Source organism: Acidiphilium sp. MT5 (assembly GCF_054767495.1).
The window spans coordinates 42,447-53,990 of the sequence record NZ_BAABMR010000013.1 but is presented as its reverse complement, the minus strand read 5'-3'; the positions used below and the strand labels follow the sequence as shown (position 1 = coordinate 53,990).

Genomic DNA, 11,544 nt, shown 5'->3' with positions numbered 1-11,544 from the left:
CTGAAAAAATGTCGCGAGGTCTGATTTTAGTGCCATTCCGGTGACGATCATTGCGATCTTTACATTGAGAAGAAAAAGTCTTATTTTTCAGACTTGCGTTGTCGTTTTTGGCGATGCCGGGTCTTGATCATCGGCGGATTCGGGACCAGTTCAACTCGTGAATCTGGTTTGAATGCCAGCGCGGTGCAAGTTGTGCTGATCGGGTTGGGTTGAGTGGAGCGCGCGATGGCGCGGATTTAAATCATAACAGCAGGGGACCAATGGGCCTGATCGAGCCAGCAAGAGGACGGGGAGCGGAGCGGCGTCAGTTGACGGTGCTGTTTTGCGATCTGGTCGATTCAACGCGGATCGCAACAACACTAGATCCGGAAGATATGAGCGACTTGCTCGACCGGTTTTTTGCCGCGTGCGCAAAAGAGGTCGAGAATTTTGGCGGCGTTGTGGGTAATTATATGGGCGATGGATTGCTCGCCTATTTTGGTTATCCCATCGCGCATGAGGACGATGCCGAACGCAGCGTTCGGGCCGCACGTTCGATTGTTGAAGCGGTTGGGCGGTTATGCACCCCGGCAGGTGAAGCGCTGCAAGTTCGTATTGGTATCGCGACTGGCCTCGTGTTGATCAACGAGGCGAAGGGTTTGAACCGGCCCGAACGCGGTGTGGTTGGTGAGACCCTTAACCTCGCTTCTCGCTTGCAGGCCGCCGGAGCGCCCGGTGAGATCATTGTGTCTGATGCGACCCGGCGATTGCTCAGTAAGATTTTCGGCGTGCGCGCTTTGGCGGCACAATCGCTGAGAGGTTTTGCCGTGCCGGTGCCGGCCTGGGTGGTCGAAAGCGAGGATATGGCGATGCTCCGCTTCGCATCGCGTCTCCGGCGCCATCGGGTGATGGTTGGTCGTGATGCCGAATTGGTCAGGCTGCAGGCTGATCTCGACGCCGCCTGGCGTGGCGCGGGACGGATGATCCTACTGACCGGCGAGGCCGGGATCGGTAAATCGCGCCTGGGTGCGGCCCTTGCGGATGGCCAGCGGTCGGTCGCGCATCGTCGGCTTTCCTATCAATGCTCATCGTATCATCGAGAGACCGCCCTTTACCCGTTTTTGGCGCAATTCCGCCGGGCGATCCGGTTGAACGGGGATGCGCCGCCCGATGTCCAGCGCCAAGTAATCGAATCTGCGCTGCAGCAATTGATGCCAGGACGCCCGGATATTTTATTATTATTTTCGGCTCTGCTGGGATTGCCGGTCGTGCTCCCAGGCACGCCCGCCGAGCAGCGAGAGCAGGTTTTTAACGCGATCATCGAGACAATCGAATCCGCCGCGCGAAGTGCGCCGCTTTTCATCTTGTTTGAGGACGCGCATTGGGCTGATGATAGCTCACTCGAGTTGATCAACCGGTTGGCGGCAGCAGCCGAAAATCTACCAATGTTGATTTTGGTCACCGCGCGACCGGAATTTGACCCCGGTCGATTGAACATATCCGACGCGCGGCATGTTATACTTGGTCATCTCGACTCCGAAAGCATCGTGGCGATCATCCAAGGGCAAGTCGACGCTGTGACGCAGGCCAATGAAATCGTGCGGGCTGCGCTGTCCGAGCAAATGACCCAGCGCATCGTGCAGAAGGCGGATGGGATTCCGTTGTTTGCCGAGGAAATGACGCAAATGGTGTTGGATACCAACAGCGATCCGGTTTTGTTCGGCAGGGATATTGTTATTCCCGCGACATTGCAAGATTCGCTGATGGCGCGGCTTGACCGGCTAGGGCCGGCCAAATCAGTCGCACAGATCGCGTCGGTGATTGGCCGGGAGTTTCCGCACGATGTGCTGGTGCGCATTGGCAATGATGACCCCACGGCACTGGATGCATCGTTGGCACAGCTCGAAAAAGTGGGTTTGATCTCTCCGGGGATCATCGGCGCGCACCCAGGATATATCTTCAAGCACGCCCTGCTGCGTGACGCGGCATACGAAACTCTACCGCTCGCACGCCGACGCGAGATTCACCGATCCATTGCAGAATCACTGCAGCGCGATTTTCGGGGGCGGGCCGAGGCCGAGCCAGAGATTGTGGCGCGGCATTACGCAGAAGCGAAGCAATATCGCGAGGCGGCTGAATGGTGGCTCAAAGCGGGCGAACTGGGCGTGCGCCAAGTGGCCTATGGTGAGGCGATTCGGCATTTCGAGCGAGCGATCAACCAGGTCGAGCGCCTTGCCGATGATGATGCCGGGCAGATGCTCAGGCTGAAGCTACAAATTGCCTATGGTCAGGCGTTAATGACCCAGACGGGCTATAATGATGCCCGGGCCATGGCGGCATTCGAGCGTGCTGTTACGATCGCGGGAGGCATTGGCGAACCTGCGTTGCGGCATCCAGCACTGCACGGGCTTTGGCTCGGGGCCTATATGCGCCTTGATATTCCCACGCTGGATCACATCACGCCTTTATTCTGGGCCAGCGCTAAGCAGATGCCGGGCAGTTCTGATGCATTACTCGCGGAAACCGACACCGGGATGGTTGCGTTCCTGAAAGGCGATTTCGCCGAGGCAACGCGGATCTTCGAGCGTAACTGGGCGAATTGTCCAGTGAACCCCGATCTGGCCGGCGGATTGCGGTTCGGCATGGAACCGGGGGTCAATGCGCTGGCCTATCTCGGCTTGTGCGCCTGGATGCGCTGTGACATGGCGGCGTCGGATCGGTATTTTAATCTCGCGACGGCGCGGGCTGAAGCGTCCGGGTTCCCGCCGGCGCTGCCTTATGCGCAATTATATCGTGCGCATGTGGCCCTTGCGGTCGGGCGAATTGCGCTCGCTGAGTCCATCGCCGCTCAAATGATCGAACTGACCAAGGCGCAAGGGCTTGAGTTTTATCATGCTTGGGCGCGGGTGCTTTGTGGCGTCGCTCGGACATTCCTCGGTGAGCCGTCGGGTCTGTTGATGGCCGATCCCGCGCGGCGATATTTTGCGAGCAGCGGTGTTGCCATCGCGCAGATGAATAATGATGGGTTCTATGCGATGGCGTTGGCGGCCAGCGATCCATCGGCCGCCCGTGCGATCAGCGAGGCGACGCTGGATTTGGCTGAGACCGCTGGCTGCGGCATGGCTCAGGCTGGTGCCTATTGGGTGCATGGCGAGATTTTGCAGCGTCTTGACAATCCGGACCCGGATTTGGCCGAGCGGATATGGCGCACTGGCCTCAAACGGGCGCGCCATCAATCAGCGCGATTTTTTGAGGTCTGCCTAGCGTTGTCGCTCGCTTCCCTGCTGCACGGCCAAGGGCGCGGCGCCGAAGCGATACCCATTATCGATGCCGCGCTGGCTGATCTTGGTGCCGGGGCCGCCGACTTGCCTCAGATCGTCGCCCTGCGCAATTTTCGACTGGCCTTGCCAGCCGAGAACTCTCCGCCGCTCAATGACGACAATAAACGGCTCAATCGCGGAGTATAGTCCCAAGCGGCAGCGTGAAATCGGGAAATCTATCTTGAGATAATCGAATAGAGTAAGTTTAATTAGAAATATTTGACGATCAGGGCTCGAGGATAATTTTCGCTGCGGCTAAATCACCATCATCGATCATTTGAAAAGCTTGGCCCCCTGAACTCAAGGCCATGCGTTGAACCCAGCCGAGCTTTCCGAAGCCTTGCTTTGCCAATGTATCGACAACATCATGAAAGTCGGTCTCTGTGTAGCAGTAACTACCGCGCACTGTAATTTCTTGCAGCGTAATCCGACGAATATCAAATCCATCATCGCCGGGTAAAAGCCCGATATGGATAATTTGTCCCCCGGGCGCAACGAGGCGGCTCGATGCCTTGCGCGTGGCGGCCGCGCCAACGGCATCAATCACAAGGTCAACCGATGCGGCTGGTGGCTCCTCAGAGGTGCCGGGCTTATAAACATGGATAAACGCCTCGGCGTTCGCGGTTTGGCGGCGTTGCGGATTTGGTTCGCCAAGCCAGATGTCACGGGCACCAAAATTCCGCAAAACTAACGCTGCACCCAGCCCGATGGCGCCGCCACCCAGAACGCAGCACCGCGCCAAGGGCAGGGGGCGTTGCAATCCCTCAATCCCGATACGAACCGCATGCCATGACACGGCTAGCGGCTCGGCCAACGCGGCGACGGTAAAATCCATATCATCAGGGATATCAATCAAATTGCTCTCTGGGACGGCAACATATTCAGCAAATGCCCCAGGGCGTGGCGGCATTGATAGGATTTGGCGTTCGCCACACAGATGGCTGCGGCCCGCCCTGCAATAAGCACAATGCCCGCAGGTGACGAGCGGATTGATGGTGACGCGCTGACCTTGGCGCGGCCCGTTTGCGATGATGCCAGCCGCTTCATGCCCTAACACCAGCGGTGCCGGTCGGCGTTCGTCATGGCCGTGATAGGCATGCATGTCGGACCCGCAGATGCCAACGGCGACGACGTTGATTAATGCGTCACCACAGCCCAATGAGGGCATCGCCACGTCGCGATAGGCAAGCTCATGCGGTGCAAGATAGACTAACGCCTTCATCAATCATCCTATTTCGCGGTGTATCCGCCGTCAACGAATAAAGTTTGGCCGGTGATATAGGCTGACGCATCAGAAGCCAGAAATATCGCGGCGCCAAATAAGTCCGGCATTGTGCCATTACGTCCGATTGCGGTGCGGCGCGCATTCTCAGTGCGCAATGCATCGTCGCGAAATACCGCCTCAGTCAGTGCGGTTCGAAAAAATCCTGGCGAGATCGCGTTGCAGGTAATGCCCTCCGGTGACCAGCGCTCGGCAATGGCGCGCGTTAGTTGCACCACGCCGCCTTTGGCTGCACCATAGGGCGCTGAATTTGGAAACGCCCTGACGGTTTGCAACGAACCAAGCATGATCACCCGCCCGAATCTTCGGCTTGCCATCGCTGGTGCCAAGCGTTGCACCAGCCGAAATGGCGCCCGCAGATGAACCGCCATATGCATATCGAACGCCTCAAGCGAGACGGCTTCAAAAGGCTGACGGAGATTGATCCCTGCCGCATTGACCAAAATATCAACTGGATCGTCTAGCCTATCGACAATGTCGTCCGGCCCCTCTCTGGTCGCGAGATCACCGTCAACAATGTGCGCGGCAATCCCTTGATCCGTCAAACTTTGCGCGGCCTGCTCCAGTTCGGTGCGGCGGCGCGCCAAGAGGATGACCCGCGCGCCTTGCCGCCCTAACGCCTCGGCGATGGCAAGCCCGATACCGGAATTACCGCCGGTGATCAGCGCGGTTCGCCCGTCGAGGGCAAAAAGATGATCCAATCGATGGGTCATGGCTCAATTTGTCACCGGCATACCAAGATCAAGCTCGAGTGTCGGCGCGTATTTACGAATCCGACAATCCGCTGTGCGCGCATGGGCTTCCATGCCCTCGAGCCTTGAGATCCGTGCCGTGATCTCACCCACCGCCACACTGGCGGACCGATCCATGCGTTGCCAGGTTAGGGGCTTGAGAAATTTATGCACCGAAAGCCCTGCTGAATAGCGCGCTGCAAATTTTGTGGGCAGGACATGATTGGGCCCCGATGCCTTATCCCCATACGCAACGGTGGCTTCTTCGCCGAGGAATAGTGAGCCATAGTTCGAGAGAGTCTGTTGCCACCAGTCAAGATCCCGACAATGAATTTCGAGATGCTCGCTCGCATAGCGGTCCGACAGAGCGGCCATCTCTTCGCGTGTGGAGCATAATACCACCTCACCATAATCACGCCATGCAGCGCCGGCTGCCTCGCGTGCGGTGGGCGGTAACGTCTTGATGAGGGCGGGAACACGCGTCAGTATCGCGTCGGCGAGCGGGCGTGATGTGGTAAATAACCATGCTGGGCTTTCGTGTCCATGCTCGGCTTGGCCGACTAAATCCGCCGCGACGATTTCAGCATCGGCGGTATCATCTGCGATAATCGCAATTTCAGAGGGACCGGCAAAAACATCGATCCCTACTTTGCCAAACAACATACGCTTGGCCTCGGCAACGAATTTATTACCAGGGCCAACCACGATATCCGCGGGCTGGCCGGTGAACAAGCCAAAAGCCATCGTGGCGATGGCTTGAACGCCGCCCAATGTCATCACGATATCGGCGCCAGCCGCTTGCATAGCGTAGAGCACGCATGGATGCACAGGCTCGCCATGAAACGGGGCAGAACAGGCGATGACGGTCTTGACTCCCGCTGCCTTTGCTGTCGCGATTGACATATAGGCGGAAGCAATATGCGCATATCGGCCGGTTGGTACATAACAGCCTGCGACGTTACACGGCACCATTTTTTGCCCCGCAGTGAGGCCGGGTCTGAGTTCGAGACTAAAATCATGCACTGACTTGCGCTGCGCCTCAGCGAAGCGTCGAACATTGGCCACGGCCTGGTCGATGTCCGCGCGCGTGGACGGGTCGACCATGGCTACACGCTCGCCAATGGCATCGGCAGTCATGATAATCGGGCCATCCCAATGGTCGAGTTCACGGGCATATCTGCGCACCTCAGCTTCGCCGCCAGCCTCGATCGCAGCGAGCATAGTTGCGGTGATTTGCCGCGCGGCACCCGCTTCGGTTTCGGGAGTTTTGGTTGCTCGTTTCAGATAATGATTTGCCATGCGCGTTATCTCCGTGCTTGCCCTATTAGCCGGTGCTGAGTGAGAGCTCGTCCGATATATCGGGGTCTTGGCCAATCGGTTCCCAACGGATGAGTATCGCCGCAAGCAATCCAAACAAGGGAACCAGGGCCAATAGCAGCATCATGGTGCGAAAACCAATCGCGGCCACCAGCAGAGGAAAAAAATAAAACCCACAGATACTGCCAACCCGCACCATGCTTTGGCCCCAACCGGTGCCAACGCCGCGAATCGCCGTCGGGTAAGATAGTGTTGCCATCGTCATGCCTTGTGCGCCCGGCCCAAATGAATGGCCAAAAATAAACATGCCAATCAGTAAGCCCGCGATGCTCGTCGGCAGATCGGGCCCGCCGAGATATAAGAGCAGCAGTGATGCAATCACAATGGCATAGCCGAGAATCGCGATCCGCCTGACGCCGAGCTGGTGGGTCACCTTAACCGCGACCCCCGCGCCGCCAATCCCAAACAAATTGAACCCGATGGCACCAAGTATCGCGTATATAAAATTGGTGCCAAACAAGCGCGTTGAAATCGTGGGAAGATTAAATCCAACCGCAAAATATTCGGCACTTTGCGTCGCGCAAATAATGGATACCAATATCGTGCGCATCCGATATTCTGGTGCGAATATCGTGGCAAAATTGAGCCCCGGTTTTTTTGCGGGCCTTAGGCTTGCGGGCGGTGCCTCAACGGTGACCCGCACCCCATAGGTCCGTTCGAGAATCCGTCCGGCCTCGGCAAGGCTGACATAGCGCGCGGCCCATGGTGCGCTCTCATTCATAAACCGCAGCCGTAAAAGAAGAATGATCAGCGCGGGCACGGCACCGAAACCGACGGCAACGCGCCAAAGATCACCACCGACGCCCGCGAGATAAAACGGCAAGACAACCAGGCCGGTGCAGGATGCGGCAATATACCACATCATCTGCCAGAGATTGACATTGCTGCCCTTACGGCGTTCTGCAACGAACTCGGCGATGAAGCTCAGCGCAACGGGAAAATCAAGCCCGACGCCAACCCCCATCAGGAACCGGAATGCCAGCAGCATCAACAGGTTCACCGAAACTGCAGCCCCGATTGCAGCCGCCACCAGAAACAACAAGTCAAGCAGAAACATTTTAAGGCGTCCGACCTTGTCGGTAAAATATCCCCCCCAAAGCGCACCAAGAAAGGCACCGAATGCCATCGTCGCGGTGACGCTGCCCAATTCAAATGGCGTCAGATGAAAACTATTTTTGAGCTGCACAACGCCGATACCAAGACTGGTAAAATCGTAGGCATCAACAAAGACGCCGCCAAGAGCGATGAAGACGATCATTAAGGACGTTCGGCTCGCGGGATGCTCATCGATGAAACGACTGACGTCGCGGGCGCTGCGTATCACGATTTCGGCGTTCATGGTCCCTCGCATGTTTTATGGTTGGCAGCCATTTGACAAGTGCCTCAATTCTATGAGGTCAACCGCGACAAAAGCTATATCTTATATAAGAATTAGCGTCAACGCTTATGATCGCAGAGGAACGCAATATTGGTCGTCTATCGCCTGATCCGAGCATTTTGACTGCATCGCTCGCGGCAAAGTTGAAAATCAAATGTTTGGCGTGGGTGAAATCAAGTGTTTAGCTCAAATCGGGAATGGTTTAATCATAGTCCTGCCTAGCGGGCCAATCGTGAGAGTCAACCGGCAGTCAGGCCAATCGGATTGTCGATCAGGTCCAAAACACAAAAATTTGCCGGTAATGACTCGAATTCATCAGATTATTCTTATTGGTAACAGCCCATGTCTATGCGATGCCATCAAACAGATCAATTCAACTCGGCGGCGTAGCGGAACAGATCGCTCCGGCAGCGCGAAATTCGCAGTTCAATTGCCGCCTTGCTGACATCCCGTGCGACACGGATAATTTCCAGCAATGGCGCGCCGGGATCGATTTGCAAAATCCGCGCATCTTCGGTCGTTGCGATAACCGCGCCAACCCGTTCGCTGGCATGCGCAATCGTAATGCCGTAGCGTTCCTGATAGATCACATACATTTCATCGATCATCTCTGTGCCAATCTGAAGTCGCAGATCGGGCATCAACGATGCTGGCGTATAAATACTCTCAAAAATCGCTGGCACAGCCTTCAGGCGCCGCATGCGCGTAACATAATGCAGGGGCGTGCCGGGTTCCACTTCGAGGAGCTTGGCCAATTTGCGCGTGGCACTCACCGTCTTTTGGCTGAGGGCCACGCTCCACGGTTCGGGCCGTTCGCCGTTGAGGTCTACAATATGAAAAAAATGGAACAAAGCCCGTTCACGGGTATGGCGCGCGACATAGGTGCCAAGCCCCTGGCGGCGCACGATCAGCCGCTCCGCCTCAATCGCAATCAGCGCCTTGCGGACCGTTCCTTGACTTACTTTGAATTGCGCTGCCAATTGAAATTCGTTGGGGATCAGCGATCCGGGCTTCCATTCGCCCGAGGCAATGCGCCGGGTAATCATTGATTTCACCCGTGCATAAAGCGGTTGGTAGCCAGCCGTCGAATGATCGTCCTGTTCGTTGTCCATGAGGCTCTGGGTCCAGATTGTGCTGCCTTTAAATGACAACAGAATCCCGTCACGTCAAAATCAGCCACTTTGGTGTCGGCGCGACCCTCATGACCGCAGCAGAAGGCTGCCGCTCGGTTACCCGAATGCCGCCATTCAATTCAGGCGCTGCGATATAGTTTGGTCATGACGAATTCGCGATGGCCGAGGGCTTCTGCGGCGGTGAGGCGTCCATTGGCGGTGCGCGCGATCATCGCGATCAGTGCATCGCCCGCTTGATCGGTGGTCATCTCGCGGCGCAAAATGCCCGAGACGTCAAGATCGACATGCTCACTCATCGTGCGCACAGTGCGCGGATTGCCGGTGAGTTTGATAACGGGCACAATCGGATTGCCGATCACATTGCCTTGGCCGGTTGGAAATGTATGAATCACATAGCCCGCCGCCGCCATCAGCGTGACGCATTCTGCGGCTGCCGATGAGGTGTCCATGTAATAGAGGCCCGGTCCCTTCGCCGGCGCTTCCGCGGGCGCCAGCGCGTCGAGAAACTTGCTGTTATGCCCAATTTTCTCAAGGTTCCCGAGCGCCTTTTCCTCGATCGTGGTCAGGCCACCCTCGATATTGCCCTTGGTCGGCTGGCTATCGGATAGATCATCGGTCTTGTGCGCCTCAATCACATCGTCTTGATAGGCTTTCCACATCCGATACCATTTATCGGCAATCTCTGGTGTTGCGGCACGCGCCTTGCAAAGATGCTCGCCGCCGGTGATTTCGGAGGTTTCACCGAACACGCCGTATATGCCCTGCGGGATCCATTTATCATACATATTGCCAACCGTTGGGCATGATGCCAGCCCGGTTGTAGTATCGCTCTCACCGCATTTGGTGGACACCCATAAATCGCTGATTTTAATCGGCTCACGCGGCAATTCCGAAGCCCATTGCACCAACTCCTTCGCCTTGCGCGAGGCGGACGCGATGGTGTTGATATCACCGTGCTGCTCAATCCAAAATCCTTCGACGGGCTTGCCGGTTTTGCGAATACCCTCGACGACCCGCCCGGTCCATTGCGGCTCGATGCCAATCACAATCACCGCCGCGACATTCGGGTTGCTGCCGGTGCCAATCAAGGTTCGAAAGTGCAACTCCAAATCGGCGCCGAATTGCAAGCGCCCATAAGCGTGCGGGATGGCGAGCGCGCCCTTCACATTATGGGCCACAGCCTCGCACGCCGCATTCGACAAATCATCCAGCGGTAGAATAACAACTTGGTTGCGCACGCCTACCCGGCCGTTCTCACGACGCCAACCGGTCATCTTCGGGTCTGCCATTGACTTTGCTCCTCGTCTACCAGCGCTTGGTTTTGAGATTATGGGTATGCACGTGATCGCCTTTGCGCGCGGCTGCGACGATTTTGCCAATATCTTCGCCGTATTTGATGGCGGTATCACCTGGCGCGAGATCCCTCAGCGCCACTTTGTGTCCGATGGGAATGTCGGCATTGGCGACCAGCTCAAAATCGGCATTGGTTTCCGTGATTACACAAAACATCTCGGTGCCGGCTTTCAAGCCTTCGACAACCACAACGCCAACGTTGTCCTTCGGGTTGTGGACCAGCAGATGAGGGATACGCATCAAGCTCTCTCCTTCAGCACGAATAAATGCCTTTAATAAGATAATTTATATAAGAATGATTCTCTGTCAAGTGATTGAAGGGGCCTTCAGCACGCCCCCGACAGCATGCCCATCAGTGCACAAAAACGATTAAATATTTTGCGAGCGGCCTACCTCTTTAATCGGCTCCATCACAACATTGGTCGACGTGCTGGCAACATTGGGAATGCTCGATATGCATTCGCCTAAAATTCGTCGGTAACTCATAATGTCTGTTGTTCGCACTTTCACCAAATAATCATAGCGTCCGGCAATCATATGGCATTCTTCAACTTCTTTTATCGTTTTTATGTCATCGTTAAAGCGCTGCAGCGCTTGTTCATTGGTGCTGCTTAACTTCACCTCAACAAACGCGATGTGGCTGAGCCCAAGTTTTGCCGGATTTAAAATCGCCCGAAATCCCTCAATAAACCCATCCACGACCAGCTGCCGGAAGCGCGCTTGGCATGGTGTTTTCGACAATCCAACCCGCTCAGCAAGATCGGTCAGCGTAATGCGGCCATCCTCAGCGACGATCTCCAAAATTTTACGATCATACCGGTCAAGTGTGCTAAATTTGTTGTCGTTCATAGCCTATTTCTCCAAAATACCGGCAACAATAGGTCTATTCGCACAATTTTATCCAGAAGAAAAGTCTAATTGACCTTGAGAAATTTAGCCATTTTGGGTATCTACAAATGGTATTCGGTCGGCGCGTTGCGCAAATTTCGTG

The 11,544-nt window shown here is 56.0% G+C and carries 9 protein-coding genes; 1 reads left to right on the top strand and 8 read right to left on the bottom strand.

What is annotated here, in order from left to right; all coding sequences use genetic code 11:
- Window positions 1-260 precede the first annotated feature (260 nt).
- A complete protein-coding gene (locus ACYUCQ_RS14000; protein ID WP_460255169.1) occupies window positions 261-3,446 on the top strand; it encodes an AAA family ATPase in 3,186 nt (1,061 codons plus the stop codon).
- A gap of 79 nt (window positions 3,447-3,525) precedes the next feature.
- On the opposite strand, the gene ACYUCQ_RS13995 is transcribed toward ACYUCQ_RS14000, so the two are convergent.
- The 8 genes from ACYUCQ_RS13995 to ACYUCQ_RS13960 form a co-directional block, all read right to left on the bottom strand.
- On the bottom strand, window positions 3,526-4,521 hold the full coding sequence (locus ACYUCQ_RS13995) for an alcohol dehydrogenase catalytic domain-containing protein (RefSeq protein ID WP_460255168.1): 996 nt from the start codon (window positions 4,519-4,521) through the stop codon (window positions 3,526-3,528).
- A gap of 8 nt (window positions 4,522-4,529) precedes the next feature.
- A complete protein-coding gene (locus tag ACYUCQ_RS13990) occupies window positions 4,530-5,294 on the bottom strand; it encodes an SDR family NAD(P)-dependent oxidoreductase (protein ID WP_460255167.1) in 765 nt (254 codons plus the stop codon).
- Window positions 5,295-5,297: 3 nt separating this feature from the next.
- Window positions 5,298-6,686 carry a histidinol dehydrogenase gene (gene hisD / locus ACYUCQ_RS13985; protein WP_460255166.1) on the bottom strand — a complete coding sequence of 463 codons (1,389 nt, stop codon included), beginning with the start codon at window positions 6,684-6,686 and terminating at the stop codon, window positions 5,298-5,300.
- Window positions 6,637-8,028, bottom strand: coding sequence for an MFS transporter (locus ACYUCQ_RS13980; RefSeq protein WP_460255165.1), 1,392 nt, complete (start codon window positions 8,026-8,028; stop codon window positions 6,637-6,639). Before ACYUCQ_RS13980 ends, hisD begins: the two co-directional genes overlap by 50 nt.
- 407 nt (window positions 8,029-8,435) lie before the next feature.
- Window positions 8,436-9,179, bottom strand: a complete 744-nt coding sequence (locus tag ACYUCQ_RS13975; RefSeq protein WP_460255164.1) for a GntR family transcriptional regulator — start codon at window positions 9,177-9,179, stop codon at window positions 8,436-8,438.
- 140 nt (window positions 9,180-9,319) lie between these two features.
- Window positions 9,320-10,489, bottom strand: a complete 1,170-nt coding sequence (locus tag ACYUCQ_RS13970; protein WP_460255163.1) for a UxaA family hydrolase — start codon at window positions 10,487-10,489, stop codon at window positions 9,320-9,322.
- Window positions 10,490-10,505: 16 nt separating this feature from the next.
- A complete protein-coding gene (locus ACYUCQ_RS13965) occupies window positions 10,506-10,793 on the bottom strand; it encodes a UxaA family hydrolase (protein WP_460255210.1) in 288 nt (95 codons plus the stop codon).
- Window positions 10,794-10,922: 129 nt separating this feature from the next.
- Window positions 10,923-11,402 (bottom strand): Lrp/AsnC family transcriptional regulator, encoded by a 480-nt coding sequence (locus ACYUCQ_RS13960; protein ID WP_460255162.1) that lies wholly within the window; start codon window positions 11,400-11,402, stop codon window positions 10,923-10,925.
- Window positions 11,403-11,544: the final 142 nt, after the last annotated feature.

Coding starts and splice junctions, on each gene's coding strand:
- ACYUCQ_RS13965 (WP_460255210.1), bottom strand. CDS start 10,793: ATGCGTATCCCTCATCTGCTGGTCCACAACCCGAAGGACAACGTTGGC.
- ACYUCQ_RS13975 (WP_460255164.1), bottom strand. CDS start 9,179: ATGGACAACGAACAGGACGATCATTCGACGGCTGGCTACCAACCGCTT.
- ACYUCQ_RS13980 (WP_460255165.1), bottom strand. CDS start 8,028: ATGAACGCCGAAATCGTGATACGCAGCGCCCGCGACGTCAGTCGTTTC.
- ACYUCQ_RS14000 (WP_460255169.1), top strand. CDS start 261: ATGGGCCTGATCGAGCCAGCAAGAGGACGGGGAGCGGAGCGGCGTCAG.
- ACYUCQ_RS13995 (WP_460255168.1), bottom strand. CDS start 4,521: ATGAAGGCGTTAGTCTATCTTGCACCGCATGAGCTTGCCTATCGCGAC.
- ACYUCQ_RS13960 (WP_460255162.1), bottom strand. CDS start 11,402: ATGAACGACAACAAATTTAGCACACTTGACCGGTATGATCGTAAAATT.
- ACYUCQ_RS13970 (WP_460255163.1), bottom strand. CDS start 10,489: ATGGCAGACCCGAAGATGACCGGTTGGCGTCGTGAGAACGGCCGGGTA.
- ACYUCQ_RS13990 (WP_460255167.1), bottom strand. CDS start 5,294: ATGACCCATCGATTGGATCATCTTTTTGCCCTCGACGGGCGAACCGCG.